Source organism: Pseudomonas sp. PLMAX, assembly GCF_046042685.1.
Classification (GTDB): Bacteria; Pseudomonadota; Gammaproteobacteria; order Pseudomonadales; family Pseudomonadaceae; genus Aquipseudomonas; species Aquipseudomonas putida_AE.
This window is the reverse complement of sequence record NZ_CP064949.1, coordinates 5,912,679-5,928,884: the sequence shown is the minus strand read 5'-3', so window position 1 is coordinate 5,928,884 and position 16,206 is coordinate 5,912,679. Positions and strand designations below refer to the sequence as shown.

At 55.8% G+C, this 16,206-nt stretch carries 14 protein-coding genes and 1 pseudogene; 9 read left to right on the top strand and 6 right to left on the bottom strand.

What is annotated here, in order from left to right:
• Positions 1-90: 90 nt before the first annotated feature.
• The 7 genes from DKB71_RS26985 (at position 91) to DKB71_RS26955 (ending at position 6,675) form a co-directional block, all read left to right on the top strand.
• Positions 91-1,503: a PAAR domain-containing protein gene (locus DKB71_RS26985; RefSeq protein ID WP_408598575.1), complete on the top strand. Its 1,413-nt coding sequence runs from the start codon at positions 91-93 to the stop codon at positions 1,501-1,503.
• Complete coding sequence (locus DKB71_RS26980) at positions 1,500-1,883, top strand: hypothetical protein (RefSeq protein WP_274077881.1); 384 nt, start codon at positions 1,500-1,502, stop codon at positions 1,881-1,883. The genes DKB71_RS26985 and DKB71_RS26980 overlap by 4 nt, the downstream gene beginning before the upstream one ends.
• Positions 1,884-1,965: 82 nt before the next feature.
• Positions 1,966-2,325, top strand: coding sequence for a hypothetical protein (locus tag DKB71_RS26975; RefSeq protein WP_408598573.1), 360 nt, complete (start codon positions 1,966-1,968; stop codon positions 2,323-2,325).
• A gap of 413 nt (positions 2,326-2,738) precedes the next feature.
• Positions 2,739-4,154 carry a PAAR domain-containing protein gene (locus DKB71_RS26970; protein ID WP_408598571.1) on the top strand — a complete coding sequence of 472 codons (1,416 nt, stop codon included), beginning with the start codon at positions 2,739-2,741 and terminating at the stop codon, positions 4,152-4,154.
• The gene (locus tag DKB71_RS26965) at positions 4,151-4,531 is read left to right on the top strand and encodes a hypothetical protein (RefSeq protein WP_408598569.1); all 381 of its coding nucleotides are present in this window, start codon (positions 4,151-4,153) and stop codon (positions 4,529-4,531) included. The genes DKB71_RS26970 and DKB71_RS26965 overlap by 4 nt, the downstream gene beginning before the upstream one ends.
• A gap of 195 nt (positions 4,532-4,726) precedes the next feature.
• On the top strand, positions 4,727-5,863 hold the full coding sequence (locus DKB71_RS26960) for a hypothetical protein (RefSeq protein ID WP_323629183.1): 1,137 nt from the start codon (positions 4,727-4,729) through the stop codon (positions 5,861-5,863).
• 107 nt (positions 5,864-5,970) lie between these two features.
• Positions 5,971-6,675: a DUF6933 domain-containing protein gene (locus tag DKB71_RS26955; protein WP_408598567.1), complete on the top strand. Its 705-nt coding sequence runs from the start codon at positions 5,971-5,973 to the stop codon at positions 6,673-6,675.
• Between the two features lie 104 nt (positions 6,676-6,779).
• On the opposite strand, the pseudogene DKB71_RS26950 reads toward DKB71_RS26955, so the two are convergent.
• The 6 genes and pseudogenes from DKB71_RS26950 to DKB71_RS26925 all read right to left on the bottom strand — a co-directional run.
• Positions 6,780-7,157, bottom strand: a pseudogene (locus DKB71_RS26950) (phage antirepressor protein); the annotation flags it as partial.
• A 53-nt stretch (positions 7,158-7,210) separates the two neighbouring features.
• Positions 7,211-7,924, bottom strand: coding sequence for an HNH endonuclease signature motif containing protein (locus tag DKB71_RS26945; RefSeq protein WP_274077883.1), 714 nt, complete (start codon positions 7,922-7,924; stop codon positions 7,211-7,213).
• Positions 7,925-8,025: 101 nt separating this feature from the next.
• Positions 8,026-8,565 (bottom strand): Bro-N domain-containing protein, encoded by a 540-nt coding sequence (locus DKB71_RS26940; protein WP_323629179.1) that lies wholly within the window; start codon positions 8,563-8,565, stop codon positions 8,026-8,028.
• A 401-nt stretch (positions 8,566-8,966) separates the two neighbouring features.
• Complete coding sequence (locus DKB71_RS26935) at positions 8,967-10,217, bottom strand: IS256 family transposase (protein ID WP_408597974.1); 1,251 nt, start codon at positions 10,215-10,217, stop codon at positions 8,967-8,969.
• Positions 10,218-10,312: 95 nt separating this feature from the next.
• Positions 10,313-11,560 (bottom strand): ribonucleotide-diphosphate reductase subunit beta, encoded by a 1,248-nt coding sequence (locus DKB71_RS26930; protein WP_075945352.1) that lies wholly within the window; start codon positions 11,558-11,560, stop codon positions 10,313-10,315.
• Positions 11,561-12,100: 540 nt separating this feature from the next.
• Positions 12,101-12,364 (bottom strand): DUF2790 domain-containing protein, encoded by a 264-nt coding sequence (locus tag DKB71_RS26925; RefSeq protein ID WP_274077885.1) that lies wholly within the window; start codon positions 12,362-12,364, stop codon positions 12,101-12,103.
• 417 nt (positions 12,365-12,781) lie between these two features.
• On the opposite strand from DKB71_RS26925, the gene acs reads away from it, so the two are divergent.
• Together acs and DKB71_RS26915 are read left to right on the top strand one after the other, a co-directional pair.
• On the top strand, positions 12,782-14,737 hold the full coding sequence (gene acs / locus DKB71_RS26920) for an acetate--CoA ligase (RefSeq protein ID WP_274077886.1): 1,956 nt from the start codon (positions 12,782-12,784) through the stop codon (positions 14,735-14,737).
• A 689-nt stretch (positions 14,738-15,426) separates the two neighbouring features.
• On the top strand, positions 15,427-16,203 hold the full coding sequence (locus DKB71_RS26915; RefSeq protein ID WP_274077887.1) for an ABC transporter substrate-binding protein: 777 nt from the start codon (positions 15,427-15,429) through the stop codon (positions 16,201-16,203).
• The last annotated feature ends 3 nt before the right edge of the window (positions 16,204-16,206 follow it).

Genomic DNA, 16,206 nt, shown 5'->3' with positions numbered 1-16,206 from the left:
CGTTAAGCCACTCATCCCGAGTCGGCTTATCGATGGTTAACAGTGGTGCGCTTTCCATGACTGGGGCGCCAGCAGAGAGGGAGATCAGCAATGGCCAAAGGACATTTCATTCGCCTGGGTGACGAGACCACTTGCGGCGGCAAGGTGTTGGAAGCCGACACACGCGTCATGATGTTTGGTATCGCCCATGCGCGTGAAGGCGACCGCGTTTCCTGCGGCAAAAACGACGAAACCTACAAGATCGTGGGAGGCGTCTCCTACATCAACAGTCATGGCAGGATCGTGGCGGGCTCGCTGGACAGCTACAGCACCTGCCCGTGCAGAGCCAGGTTGATCCCGTCGGTGTTCAACGCCACGTATGAATCGAGCCACAGTGCTGCGCCCCAGACCACAAGGGCCGCATCCCAACCGACTACACCTCTCGCCGGCAATCCGGCAGCGCCACGATCAGCCGGTTTCGCGTCTGCATCGAACACTCCCAAGCCAGTGCCCTTGGGCAATGCAGCGGCGCAGGAACCGGGCTTCTACATCGTGCCTAAAAGCACCACCCGCGAACAGCTTGAAGCCTCCTTGTTCATCGTGCGTGACCCGGCGGTGATGGGCAAATTCAAACTACTGAACCCCAACCTGGGCGACGTCAAAGCCGGCTCGATGATCGTGCTGAGTGACCCCAACAACTACCAGTGCACCCGTGAAGAAGCCCTGCTCATGGACGTGGCGGCCAAGACCAACCAGATCATTGAAACGCTTAGCCCGGAAGAAGCGGATTTCATGGTGCAACACCGTGATGTCATCCAGGCCTTCCTGACCTACGGCTCGAACGCTATTGGCGTTGGCGCGAGTATTTTCAAGAACAACCTGGATAACGTAGGTAATGCCTTGAGGGATATTGAAGCGTTGCAACAGAATACACTGCAAAGAGATGGGCATCTGCGTTCGCCAGCGTTCTTTGCAGAGCGCCAGCGTCTGCTCGCACAACTGAACAGCCATATGACGGCACTGACCCGCAAGGGCATTGGATTCCCTGACCATATCAACTTGAAAAAAAAGTTGGGTATTTCCAGCCAAAGCCTGGTCCACCACTGGACCCATGCCAGTCCTGGGGGGCAAATCCCAGGTCATGCCACCCATCTTGAAGGTGTGGCGAAGGCTTCTAAATACGTTCAATACGGCGGTTGGCTGGGTACTGCCGTCGGTGGAGGTGCATCTGCCATGAAGGTGCAGGATGTGTGTACGGCGGGAAATACCGAAGCTTGCGAGCGTGTTAGATTCACCGAGGCGGGTAGCTTTGCTGGCGGAATCATAGGAGGTGCCGTCGTAGGTGCAACGTTGTCAGTTGAGACAACCGGCAGGCTCTGTATTGCACTCGGAGCACCTAATGGTGGTTTAGGGACCGGGATATGCACCGCTGTAGCGGTAGTAACAGGGGCTTTGGTCGGGGGAGCAGCAGGCAGCGGGTTTGGCGATTGGATCGGTGACCTTATCTACGAGGCAACGAGATGAGTAAAGCATCGATGATATTCGGTACTCTCGGTGGGGTAATCCTCCTACTGATCTTCGTCTGGCTCGTAGTAGCACTTCATATGGCCTATACCAAGATGGATGTACTCCTTGGGCACCTGAAAAACAGCCCGGCGATTACCGTTCTCGCCTTCTGGCGACACGCAGGGCTATCGGGGCGGTTGAGGATGATCGCCAACATTGCCGATTACGTCTCGTCACCACGTAGAGGTATCGAAAATGGCAGTATCAGTGCTCAAGACATAGAGAATCTTCCAGCGCCAATAAAGCGCAAACTGGTTTTTTTGAGGCGCAGCGTATTATTACTTTCAGTGTCACTAGTCTTGCTGTGGTGCATTGCGAAAATTTTTAACCTTAGGTAATAACATCTAGAAAGCCTGGCCTCCCAAACCGAATCCTGTAGCTCTGCACCGCATTGTATGATCATTCGCCGGGGTAATGCTCGTGTCCATCCTCGAAAGCGACTGGAAGAAGTTCAAGAAACTGCGCAAGGTTGCGCTCGATCGTTTCTGCCAAGGTGTGTTGGCCGATGCCAGGACCATCACTGAACATGGTGCGCTTTCGGCTCAAGCCAGGTATGGGATGCTTTATCGGCTGATGCGCGACCGGGATAAAGACATCGTCCGCACTTTCGATCATTACAGTCGCTCAAAGGCAACTATGGCTTTGAGAATGATGGTCAAGCACGACTTGCTAACCGATGCAGAGCTGTCGGTCCTCAGTGAAGCGGCGCGGGAAGAGATTGCTGACGCTGTACGCCAGCTCTATGAGATTGAATGGGCTGATGAGATCATGCGGCTGTAACCCGAAAGCCGTCCCCGGCCCAAATACTAAAACGCCCCGAAAAACTCGAGGCCAATCTCATATCCCAGCCACCCCCCTGTGGGAGCCAGCCAGCCTGCTGGCGATAGCGCCAGCCGAGCCTACATCAATGCTGAATCGCTACCACCCTCGCAAGCCACGCACACCCAACAGGCCTTAGATGTTTATTTTTTGATTTTTTTACGAACCAAGCATGAATTCGTACTTGTCCTATCTCCATTTTCGTCGCCTTTTTCTGCATGGCTTGTGGGATCTTTCCTGATTTTCTAGACCATCTTGAATTACCTCTCTGTCCACGTACTTTGCGTTAAGCCACTCATCCCGAGTCGGCTTATCGATGGTTAACAGTGGTGCGCTTTCCATGACTGGGGCGCCAGCAGAGAGGGAGATCAGCAATGGCCAAAGGACATTTCATTCGCCTGGGTGACGAGACCACTTGCGGCGGCAAGGTGTTGGAAGCCGACACACGCGTCATGATGTTTGGTATCGCCCATGCGCGTGAAGGCGACCGCGTTTCCTGCGGCAAAAACGACGAAACCTACAAGATCGTGGGAGGCGTCTCCTACATCAACAGTCATGGCAGGATCGTGGCGGGCTCGCTGGACAGCTACAGCACCTGCCCGTGCAGAGCCAGGTTGATCCCGTCGGTGTTCAACGCCACGTATGAATCGAGCCACAGTGCTGCGCCCCAGACCACAAGGGCCGCATCCCAACCGACTACACCTCTCGCCGGCAATCCGGCAGCGCCACGATCAGCCGGTTTCGCGTCTGCATCGAACACTCCCAAGCCAGTGTTCCCGGGCGGTGCAGCGGCCCAGGAACCGGGCTTCTACATCGTGCCTAAAAGCACCACCCGCGAACAGCTTGAAGCCTCCTTGTTCATCGTGCGTGACCCGGCGGTGATGGGCAAATTCAAACTACTGAACCCCAACCTGGGCGACGTCAAAGCCGGCTCGATGATCGTGCTGAGCGATCCGTACAACAGCTCCTGCACTTACCAGGAAGCGCAGTTGATGCAGGCCGCGCAACAGGTCAAGGCGGCCCTCGACCCTCTGACGCCAGATGAAGCGGAGTTCATGTTTCGCCACGGCGCTGAAATCGCCAGTTTTACCGGCGACACTTCTACCGTGCTTGGCGTCAGCGCGGCGGTAATGGAGAAACACCTGAGCCGACTGCGCGACACCCTGCAAGCCATGGAACGCCTGCATCAGGAAACCTATCGCCAACATGGCCACCTAAAGTCGCCGCAGTTCTTCGCCGAACGCCAGCGCCTGCTCGCCCAGCTGGATGCCCACCTGCTGAACTCCACTCGCCTTCGCGGCCAGACGACCTTGGGTGATCACCCAAAATTGAAGACGGCCCTTGGCATTTCCAGTCGAAGTTTGGTGCATCACTGGGACAAGGCCGGTGCGCCGGGCCAGATACCAGGTTATGCGACCCATGTGAATGCAATCAGTCGAGCTGCCAAGTATATGGGCACTGGTGGTTACATCGGCATTGGAATCGGCGGGGTTTCTTCGCTGTTGGCCATTCAGGAGGTTTGTGTTGGCGATTCTGGAGCTGCATGCAAGAAGGTTAAGTTTACTGAAGGGGGGAAATTTGTCGGGTCCACCGGTGGTGGTATTTTGGGCGCACGGATAGGCCTCGCTAGCAGTGGTCCGATTTGCCTGGCACTTGGAGTCACTACCGGTATTGGAGGGGTTGTCTGCGTCGCTACATTGGTAGGTGTTGCGGCTTGGGTGGGTTCAACCGATGGTGGTGAAGTTGGGGAAGTATTCGGCGAAGCACTGTATGAGGCCATGCAGCCATGATGAGCAGTTGGCCTGCCTGGGCGGTTTTGATTGTCAATGGCGGGCCAATACTGCTGGGATTCATGAGTTTTGCGTACGCCCTATACTTGAGGCGTCACCTGGATGCCATGATGGAGGCGCTGAAGAACAGTCGCTGTATCAATATTTGGGGGCCAGGGCTGCGGAATCAGGGTTGGTTTGGGGGCTTTCTCTTAGTGACTAAAATTACCGGAGTGGTAATAATGCCAAAAGCGTCAATCCGCATCGGTGAATTGAACCCTGTCGATATTGAAAACTTTCCTCCATATCTCAAACGTCTTCTGCAGATTGATGCCGTGATACTGGTTGGTGGTGCAGTTTGGCTGGTGATTGCATGCTTTTTGGTAAAATTTGATTAACTTGATGGATATGCCAGCCCCAGCATGTATAGGTGGTGTAGCAACCGCGATAGTTGGTGGGGCATGGGCGGAACGACTTATTGTGGTGTAGCCAGTGCGAGCGCTGGTGACATTTTTTATAAAAAATCGCCCCGAATTTTCCAGCGCCGGAAGCCAAACTCCGGCGCAACCTCCGACTCATCCAGGGATCGATCCATGCTCAAGGGACTGTTGCGCCTGGCGCCATACGCTGCGGCGCTGTTCACATTGATTTCTACCGCGCAAGCCGATGATGGCCGGCGCGTGTTCACCGGTACGCTGGGCAAGATGCCGATTGTGGTGGAGCTCAACTCCACACAGCAAGACGAAGTCAGCGGCCGCTACTTCTATGAGAAGTATCACCGCGACTTGGCGCTCAGCGGCTCGTTGCAAGAAAGCACGTTGAACCTTGTTGAAGGCAACAACCGCTATGGTGACGACAAACCGCTGCCATCCTTAAAGCTGAAATCCACCGCCGATGGCTGGCAGGGTGAGTGGCAAAATCCCGAGGGCAAGAAGCTGCCGGTACAACTGACTGAGGCGAAACTTCCTGCGCCGACTTCAACGACGCTGCCGTTTATAGCCACCTTGCCGAAGGACGATCCCTACGAGTATTTGCGCTTACTGGGGCTCAAGCTCAAACCGGGGAAGAAAGAAAACTTCATGGGCTACGACCTGCAATGGTGGACAGAGCCTCAGTCGAAGATTTCGCTGTTCAGCGTAGAGTCCGGCTACACGAAAGAACAGCAGCAGCGCATCAACAACCACCTGTTCGGTCGGCTCTGGACTGAAGTCATTGACTATCACCGCTGCATGATGGATGGCGGGGAATATGCGGAGTTCGATCAAGGTGCTGCCCCGAAGTTTCTCTCGCCCGACGTGGTCAGCCTGGATATCTCCACCGGTTACAGCTGCGGCGGCGCCCATCCGGACTTCGGAAGCTCTCCGATCAATCTGGACGTCCACACCGGTGAGTTGCTGAAACTCAAAGATGTGCTGTGGATCGGTGAAGCCGATAGCGCGAACACCGAATACGATCAGATGAAAGTCATGGCGCCGTGGCTGGTCAAGCAATTCACCGCACTGTATCCGGATGAAATGAAGAAGCCCGCTGAAGACGATGGCGACTGCGATTACACCGATGAAAGCGTCTGGGGTTATTCCAACTGGCACTTCACGCCGAAGGGGATTTATCTGGGAGCTTACTTCGCCCGTTACCAACGTAATTGCGATAACCCTGATTGGCCGGTGCTGCCGTACTCGCTGGTCAACCAGCACCGTGGTGCAGCTAAACTGCAATTGCCCAAAGGCTAGCCGTCACGCCAACCCCCGGCGCTTCCCGCACAATGAAGTGAATGGGCTGACGAGATCGTGCGGCAGGACTGACAACCGCTATCGCCACCTTCTACCAGAGAACCAGGATGTTGATCTTCAATTGCACCGAAGCCGCCAGCAACTTTTTCAGCCGTGTCCACAAGGGCAAGAAAATCACCCCGGTGGAGAAACCGCCGTCGCTCATCATTGAGGACGATACGCCTGACGTGTCAGCCGAACAGTGGCTGGTCCACGCCATCACCGTTCAACGTAAACATGTGCTGTTCGTCATCCATGTGAAAACCCGGTATTGCATGATTTTCGCGGAGGCAAAAAAAGCGGATGTCGAAGGTTTCGTCGATCGTTTTGCCGAGCGGTGGATACACGGCCTGATCCACCATGCGGGCCAGCACGACATCCTTCGCTGGGTCGATGATGAGCCGATGATGGAGCGCTTCCAGGAGAGTTGCCGCGAGTACGTGTTCTACAAACGCGGGCATCGCGGTGCGCAAAAACACCTCAATGAAATTGCCTGGATATTCGAGGATTGCGCCGCCGAATGGGGTACGTTGCCCCCGGATGAATTCGCCGCTGGACGCTTCGACAGCGATATGAACGACACGCCGCGAAGCAGTAAAGGCCAGAAGGACTATTACTACCCTGATGAGGAAATGATCGTTCATTGGTTACGTCGTTACGGTGGCCTTGATGAATCTCGCATTCAAGCCGCCCGAGATCGGCGCATGGAAGTGAAGCGGGAGATATGGGCGCTGGAAGATAAGCTTCGGCAAGCGCTCGAGCCATTGCAATAGTGCAGACACTCCCAGACCTTTTGCCGATCAGATCCTTGGGCTCTTGGAAATTGGCCAACAGGCTGTCGGCCAGCTTCATCAACTCAGGATCGGGGAGCACACAATCAGAATCCGCGCATGACCCGTGTTGCTTTCCGCCACCAGGATTCACGCCTATTAAAAGGATCATTCGCCAACACACATGGCATATCCCGCAAACGAATCCACGGTTCATCCTGCCAATGCAACATACAGAGCGACATCTTGGGCCAATCGAGCATGCTCAGCGTTGGACGCTCCACCATTCGCGATGGCCGTGCATCACGCAGCGCAGGCACGACCTGATGCGTTAGCCACTCTCGCAACAATCTGTTCTCGGGGCAGTAGTGGTAAATCAACAACGCATACACCCCTGACTCACTCACCATCAAACGCTCTTTCGCGGCACCATAGAGGTCAATGAGCATCATTTGTCTCTGGTCCGCATCAAGCTTTCTGGTCATGCAGTTACTTTGGACTTCGCTGAGTCGGTAAGCGGTCCCGACACAGAGTTCGATTACTCAGGAATCAACCGTCTGACCTTCTTATAAAGCGAAGCGGTGAACTCCTCACTGTCGCTCGAATGGTGACAGCGACGATGGCAGTTTGGGCACAGCGCTACGGCGTTGGTGACTTGATCCGAGCCTTTTTCGGCGAGCGGCTTAACGTGGTGAACTTCTAGATAAGGCAACCCAAGCTTTTGAAATGGGGCAGGTTCGCCACAGCCATCGCATCGTCCTTCGGCTTCATTTCGCACCCACGCTCGCACCTCGGGGTCACGGACAAAAACTGTGCTTGAGCTCGCCGCTCGTTTCGGTTTCTTAATGCCTTTTGGCGGCTCCTTGATCTTTAGCTTTTGAAGCGCAGCAGCACGACGCTCTAGGGTTTGCTCATCAGCTGTCGGAGCGTTGGGGGCGCCAGACTGAACGCCTCGTTCGGTGAGCGCGACCTGAATTAGCTGTTCAACATTCGAGCCAACATTCTTGGCAGGCTTGTATCCCTTGATGAACTCCCGATCCATCTTCATCAGAACCGTAGAGATGTTCTGCATCCGGAATTCGACGGAGCCTTTGGTGCGGGTGGGTAAAGCTGTTTCGCGTAGAGCAAGATTCACTTCAGTCTTCACGAATTTCTGACCGCTTAGCTCCAGCGCGAGCATCTTAAGATAGGCATCCACCGCGGCCTTGATTTCAGAAACGCTCCAGTCGCTGTCTTTTATCTTTTCGCTCATACAATCGCCGAGGGGTGAAAACCCTCGGACGATACTGAGTGGCCACTACGACTGTCTACGAAATTTCCTACAAGAAATAGCGACAGATCTTGAGGAAGGTCCTACAAGCGCGTCATCGAATGCTTCGGTGACTCAAACACCTGCGCGACTCTCCGCCACCAAGGCTTAGCGACAGTTACTCGCTGCTGCGTGTGGTCGTGCAGCAGGTAAGGCATGTCGCGCAGCCGAATCCAACCTTCATCCTGCCAATGCAACAGACTCAACGACATTTCCGGCCAGTCCAACAAGCTCAACATCGGCCGATCCGAGTTCTTCGATTGATCAGCATCTCGTAGGGCCGGTACGACCTGATGGGTTAGCCATTCGCGCAACAACCGATTTCCGGGTGCGTAGTGATACACCAACAGCGCATACACACCGGACTCACTGAGCATCAGTTGTTTTTGCGTTTGGTGGTAATGCTCAATCCACAATGTGCGGTGCTGGTCTTTGTCCAGTTTGTTGAGCATGCGCTCACTCAAGTGGAACCCCATCAAGCGGCCGATATCGCGGGCACAGAACCATGGTTGGTTTTCAAGGAGGAGGGCGTGGAGTGGGAGGTTATGGCGGTGGAAGACTGTTGATCTGAGAGGATCGGTCATTACCGATCGGTGTGGAGTTTGTGCAGGCATTTCCATTACCTCTACGTTTGAATTTGAAGAGGGCCGGAGCCCAACGTAGAGGACTTAAGAATCCCAACGAAGCTGTTCGTCCACACACGAATGCGCTTACATGCTGGTAGCAGCATGCGTTCTGTGTGATGAGGTTAGCTTCTACGTTGGGCGTTTCTTAGGCACCTGCAGCAGAGATTAAAGTCGCTTTGAATGGTCATCAATGCGGATGTATCTGGAATTGCTGTAGGAGGTTTTGCGACTGCTGAGTAAGCGGGTAGGAGTTTTCCTACTGTCAATAAAAAGCCCCGATCAGATCGGGGCTTTTAGATGTTCGATTTGGCGATTCAAGTCGCGGGGGTGTACGGGATTTTGTGTAAACGGCGTTGCTGTTAATCCTGCACAAGCCTGTCTTCGAACTGGATACTGAACCTGTTTAACGCTCCCGCCCAGTCTCTGATTGGCATTGTCCACTTCTTGCTGATGTTGTTCAGCGCGAGATAAAAGAGCTTCATGACCGCATCGTCTGTCGGGAATGAGGCTCTGCTTTTAGTGACTTTGCGCAAGCTCATGTTGATCGATTCGATGGCGTTGGTGGTGTAAATCACCGTCCGTATCTCAGGCGGGTAATCGAACAACGGTATGACCCTCGCCCAGTTCTTGCGCCAGGATTGGCTGATCAGAGGGTATCGATCATCCCATTTGGCCTCGAAATCGGTCAGCTTCTGCTCGGCCATCTCGACGGTTGTTGACCGGTAGATAAGCTTGAGATCAGCAGCCGCTTCACGCTGATATTTCCACGATACAAACTTCAAGCTATTGCGAACCATGTGCACGATGCACAGTTGAACCGAAGCTTGCGGATAGACCACTTCGATGGCTTCAGGGAAGCCCTTGAGCCCATCTACACAGGCAATGAAAATGTCTTTTACCCCGCGGGTTCTAAGCTCTGTAACGACTTGCAGCCAGAACTTGGCACCTTCCGTCTGCGCGATCCACAGCCCTAACACCTCTTTGTGGCCGTCCATGTTGACGCCAATGGCCAGGTAAACCGCTTTGGTTCTGACCGCGCCGCTATCACGCACTTTGACGTGTATGCAGTCGAGGTAGAGGATCGGATAGAGCTCATCCAGAGGGCGCGACTGCCAGACCTTGACCTCCTCACTGACCGCATCGGTAATCGCCGAGATGAGGCTTGGAGAGACCTCAGTGCCGTACATTTCCTCCAGGTGCCCTTGGATTTCCCGAACAGTCATGCCACGGGCGTACAGTGAAATCACCTTGTCATCAAAGCCGGTCCAGCGCGTCTGGTGCTTGGATATCAGCTGAGGCTCGAACATGCCCTGGCGGTCACGGGGAATCTCCAGCGGTAGCTCGCCAAAGTCGCCCTTGAGCGTCTTGCCGCTATGGCCGTTGCGTGCATTTCCTTCGGCATTGGTCACCGCTGCGCTTTTGTCATGACCCAGGTGTTCGGTCATTTCAGCTTCCAGGGCCCGTTCGACGAGCATCTTGGTGAGCTGTTTGAGCAGACCGTTTTCGCCGATCAGATCCTCTGGCTTTCGGTAATTGGCCAACAGGCTATCGGCCAGTTTTACCAACTCAGGATCGGGTTTGACTCGCTTGGTGCGCTTAGGCTCGGTCATTTGAAACTCCTTGGGGTAGGCAGTGTGCGCCTAATGACCGTTTACACAAACCTCAGTACACCCTCCAAGTCGCTAAATCGTGGCTTGCCAAGGAATCAATCCCAGCTAAGCGCACCACCGGTTTGGTACTCGATTACGCGAGTCTCAAAGAAATTCTTCTCTTTCTTCAAGTCCATGATCTCGCTCATCCAAGGGAACGGGTTAGTCGTCCCTGGATACTCTTCCTTCAAACCGATCTGCGACAGACGACGGTTAGCGATGAACTTCAGATAGTCCTCCATCATCGCCGCATTCATGCCCAACACGCCACGAGGCATGGTGTCACGAGCGTATTCGATTTCCAGCTGAGTACCTTGCAGAATCATCTGGGTCGCTTCTTCCTTCATTTCAGCATCCCACAAATGTGGGTTTTCGATTTTGATCTGGTTGATCACGTCGATGCCGAAGTTCAGGTGCATGGATTCGTCGCGCAGGATGTATTGGAACTGCTCGGCGACACCGGTCATTTTGTTGCGGCGGCCCATGGAGAGGATCTGGGTGAAGCCGCAGTAGAAGAAGATGCCTTCCAGGACGCAGTAGTAGGCGATCAGGTTGCGCAGCAACTCTTTGTCGGTTTCGACGGTGCCGGTTTCGAACTTCGGATCGGAGATCGAGCGGGTGTACTTCAGGCCCCAGGTGGCTTTTTTCGCGACCGATGGGATCTCGTGGTACATGTTGAAGATCTCGCCTTCATCCATGGCCAGCGATTCGATGCAGTACTGGTAGGCGTGGGTGTGGATCGCCTCTTCGAACGCCTGGCGCAGGATGTACTGGCGGCATTCCGGGTTGGTGATCAGGCGGTACACGGCCAGGACCAGGTTGTTGGCAACCAGGGAGTCGGCGGTGGAGAAGAAGCCGAGGTTGCGCATCACGATGCGGCGCTCGTCGTCGGTCAGGCCTTCCGGGTTTTTCCAGAGGGCGATGTCGGCGGTCATGTTGACTTCTTGCGGCATCCAGTGGTTTGCGCAGCCGTCCAGGTACTTCTGCCAGGCCCAGTCGTACTTGAAAGGTACGAGCTGGTTGAGGTCGGCGCGGCAGTTGATCATGCGCTTTTCATCGACAGCGACACGGGCGGAGGCGCCTTCGAGTTCGGCGAGGCCTTCGGCAACGTCGAGCGAGTCCAGGGCGGCTTTGGCGCGGGCAACGGCGGCAGAGTCAGCGGCGGTCACGGCACGGGCTTCGAGGGCGGCGGCACCGCCGGCGCTGTCGAGACGGTCCATGTTGGCTTCGGTGGCGTGGCCAGCGTTGGCGCTCTTGACTGCTACTTCCGTGTCTTCTTTGTCGAATTCGTCCCAGCTCAGCATGACGTGTCGTCTCCTGCGTGAGGGCCAGTGTGCCCGTGTGAAAATGATCGGTTGGTTTTTCACACGGCGGTGCTGGCCGCGTTGGATAGCGTTTTTTGCAGCGGTACACGCAGGCAAATAAACATAAATTTGTACGGGGTTCCGAGAGCCACTGATGGGCGCAATCGGCATCGAATGCCGTTGCGGGGCTTCAGACTGGCTATTCATCCCTGTAAGGGGATATTGCAGGCCCGTTTAAGGCCGCATTATAGGGAAATTTTCACGGTCGTGGTGGGGCGAATCCGCGCATGGAGCGGTCAAGAGGGCAGGTTTTTCGGTCGGAGCGAGGGTTTACAGGGCTTTGGCGGGTGAAGATTTTTTTTCGCGGAAATGGCGGGGAATGGGTTTTGCTCAAAAAGTGAGCAGAAAAGGGGATTTTTTACTACATCTTGTGTTTGTGGGCGATTTTTGACCAGTTAAGACACAACTGAGCCCGGCGCGAGCCGGGCTGGAATCGACCTTCAGCGAGGCGCTGGAGAGGCCGGATTCGGCGCAGTCAGATCAGCCGCTGGAGCAGCCGTTACCCATGACGCTGTAGCGCAGGATATGGCGCTGGCCTTTGGAGTCGTCATATTCCATTTTTGCCGGGACAACTTCACACACATTGGGAACTTCGCTCATTGAAATAACTTTGGCGATGTCCAGGTCCATCGAGTAAGTGTAATCCTCGATGGCCGGTTGTTGCTGCGCGACATCAGTCTGGGCCTCGTCTGCCATGGCGGTTGCGCACAGGCTGCTGAGGGCCAGAACCAATAAAGCTTTCATCTAGTGTTTACCTTTTTCAAGTCGAGTGGGGTCACGCAACCTTTTTGGGGTTGCGTGTGGATCGGGCTACTTGGGGTTGGGTTAACTGCCTTCGTGGGGGCTGTAACTTGGTTAACTCAGTTTGCCGGGTTGGCGGAGCGAATTTTAGGCGTGGGGGTGGCATTCATATAGACGTGGTTTTGATAAACACCTTTGACGGATTTTGTAACAATCGGTGGATAGCCTTTTGTCTGATGTCCCTTGGTGTTCTCGGGTTTTTCGCGAGCAGGCTCGCTCCCACAGGGGTTGTGTGGGATTCGTGCTGGTATCAGGACATTTCGTGTGGGCTTGTTACTACCATCGTCGAATGGTTCTATAGGCCCCGCCCGGGCTACAACAGGGTCATACAAAAACAACTATTCCACCGAGGTAAGAAAGATGAGTGCGGCTTCCCTGTATCCCGTTCGTCCCGAGGTTCTGGCCAACACGCTGACTGACGAGGCGACCTACAAGGCCATGTACCAGCAGTCGGTCGTCAACCCGGACGGATTCTGGCGCGAGCAGGCCAAGCGCCTCGACTGGATCAAGCCTTTCACCACGGTGAAACAGACTTCCTTCGACGATCACCATGTCGACATCAAGTGGTTCGCCGACGGCACTCTGAACGTCTCCTACAACTGCCTGGACCGCCATCTGGCCGAGCGCGGCGATCAGGTCGCGATCATCTGGGAAGGCGATGACCCTTCCGAAAGCCGCAACATCACCTACCGCGAGCTGCACGAACAAGTCTGCAAGTTCGCCAACGCCTTGCGTGGCCAGGACGTGCACCGCGGCGATGTGGTGACCATCTATATGCCGATGATCCCCGAAGCCGTGGTCGCCATGCTGGCCTGTACCCGGATCGGCGCGATTCACTCGGTGGTGTTCGGTGGTTTCTCGCCGGAGGCCCTGGCTGGTCGCATCATCGACTGCAAGTCGAAAGTGGTGATCACCGCCGACGAAGGCATTCGTGCCGGCAAGAAGATTCCACTCAAGGCCAACGTCGACGACGCCCTGACCAACCCGGAAACCAGCAGCATCCAGAAAGTCATCGTGTGCCAGCGCACCGGTGGCAACATCAAGTGGAACCAGCACCGCGACATCTGGTACGAAGACCTGATGAAAGTGGCGGGCACCGTTTGCGCACCTAAAGAGATGGGTGCTGAAGAGGCGCTGTTCATCCTTTACACCTCCGGCTCCACCGGCAAGCCGAAGGGCGTGCAGCACACCACTGGCGGCTATCTGTTGTACGCGGCCATGACCCACGAGCGCGTGTTCGACTACCGCCCGGGTGAAGTCTACTGGTGCACCGCCGACGTCGGCTGGGTCACCGGCCACACCTACATCGTCTACGGTCCGCTGGCCAATGGCGCGACCACGTTGCTGTTCGAAGGCGTGCCGAACTATCCGGACATCACCCGGGTGGCGAAGATCGTCGACAAGCACAAGGTCAACATCCTCTACACCGCCCCGACCGCCATTCGCGCCATGATGGCCGCGGGTACGGCTGCCGTTGAAGGCGCCGATGGCAGCAGCCTGCGCCTGCTGGGCTCGGTGGGCGAGCCGATCAACCCGGAAGCCTGGGACTGGTACTACAAGAATGTCGGCCAATCCCGTTGCCCGATCGTCGACACCTGGTGGCAGACCGAGACCGGCGCGACCCTGATGAGCCCGCTGCCAGGCGCCCATGGCTTGAAGCCGGGTTCCGCGGCGCGTCCGTTCTTCGGCGTGGTGCCGGCGTTGGTGGACAACCTGGGCAACATCATCGAAGGCGAGGCCGAGGGCAACCTGGTGATTCTCGATTCGTGGCCAGGCCAGGCGCGTACCCTGTATGGCGATCACGACCGTTTCGTCGACACCTACTTCAAGACCTTCCGTGGCATGTACTTCACCGGTGACGGCGCCCGTCGCGATGCCGATGGTTACTACTGGATCACTGGCCGCGTGGATGACGTGCTCAACGTGTCCGGCCACCGCATGGGCACCGCCGAGATCGAAAGCGCGATGGTCGCCCACCCGAAAGTCGCCGAAGCGGCGGTGGTTGGCGTGCCGCACGACATCAAGGGGCAGGGCATCTATGTCTATGTCACCTTGAAAAATGGTGAGGAGCCGAGCGAGCAACTGCGCCTGGAGCTGAAGAACTGGGTGCGCAAGGAGATCGGTCCGATTGCTTCGCCGGATGTGATCCAGTGGGCGCCGGGGCTGCCGAAGACTCGCTCGGGCAAGATCATGCGGCGGATTCTGCGCAAGATTGCGACGGCGGAATACGATGCGTTGGGGGATATTTCCACCCTGGCGGATCCGGGTGTAGTGCAGCATTTGATTGATACGCACAGGACGATGAATGTTGCTTAAGTAGCGTTCAGTGGCATCGAGGCCCTGCCAGGTGTTGAGCCTGGTGGGGCTTTTTGTTGCCTGGAGTTTTTGTGGTCGCTGTGCGGGCCTCTTCGCGGGCAAGGCCGCTCCTACAGGGGCTATGGAGTGTTCGCGATCTGTGTCACACCATGGAAACCTGTGGGAGCGGGCTTGCTCGCGAAGGGGCCAGAACAGCCACCGCATAAACAACAGCCAATAATTATCGGCTTCCCCTGTGGGATGTTTCCTGCTGTTACCTGCGACTTTTCAGGTTACTGAATGTGTAACCGCCATGCGCCGATTCGGGGCATTGGGAAACGCCAAGGCCCCTCGGATGCTCCCGCAAAAAATAAGAAGCCACGCTGCGCTTGCCGGATTAGAAGGCTTTGCCAATAATAGGCCCGCAACTTGCAATACAGATCGGTTTACCGTCTTTTGCTCTCGCATGATTTTGCAGGGCTGTCAACGTGCTCGAACGGCTTTCTCGGTGCATCTGTAACTAGTTGTCGCATTGAAGAAATATCGGCTCCGGGCCTGTCGTTAGAATGCCGATCACTCGCTCGTCGTTGCCTGTGTTGAATTTAAACACCCGCATCCCAGGACGCAGCAACGCTTTCCGGTTCCACTCATTCGCATATTGGGCTGTCGCTCACTCTGCCGTTTTAGCCCTTTACCGATGGAGTCCCAAGATGAAGAAACTCGTGCTGCTTGGCGCCCTGGCAATGTCCTGCGTGCTGTCCCTGCCAACCTTCGCCGATGAAAAACCCCTGAAGATCGGTATCGAAGCGGCTTACCCTCCGTTCGCTTCGAAAGCGCCGGACGGCAGCATCGTCGGTTTCGACTACGACATCGGTAACGCCCTGTGCGAAGAGATGAAGGTCAAGTGCGTGTGGGTCGAGCAAGAGTTCGACGGCCTGATCCCGGCACTGAAAGTGCGCAAGATCGACGCGATCCTGTCGTCGATGTCGATCACTGAAGACCGCAAGAAGTCCGTGGACTTCACCAACAAGTACTACAACACCCCGGCTCGCCTGGTCATGAAGGAAGGCACTCAGGTCAGCGAAGGCCTGGCCGAGCTCAAGGGCAAGAACATCGGCGTGCAGCGTGGTTCGATCCACGAGCGTTTCGCCCGCGAAGTCCTGGCCCCGCTGGGTGCCGAGATCAAGCCATACGGTTCGCAGAACGAAATTTACCTCGACGTGGCCGCCGGCCGCCTCGACGGCACCGTGGCAGACGCTACGCTGCTGGATGACGGTTTCCTGAAAACCGACGCCGGTAAAGGTTTCGCGTTCGTCGGTCCTGCGTTCACCGACGTCAAGTACTTCGGCGACGGCGTGGGTATCGCGGTTCGCAAGGGTGACGCGCTGAAAGACAAGATCAACACCGCGATCACTGCCATCCGCGACAACGGCAAGTACAAGCAAATCCAGGACAAGTACTTCGCCTTCGATATCTACGGCAAGTAACAC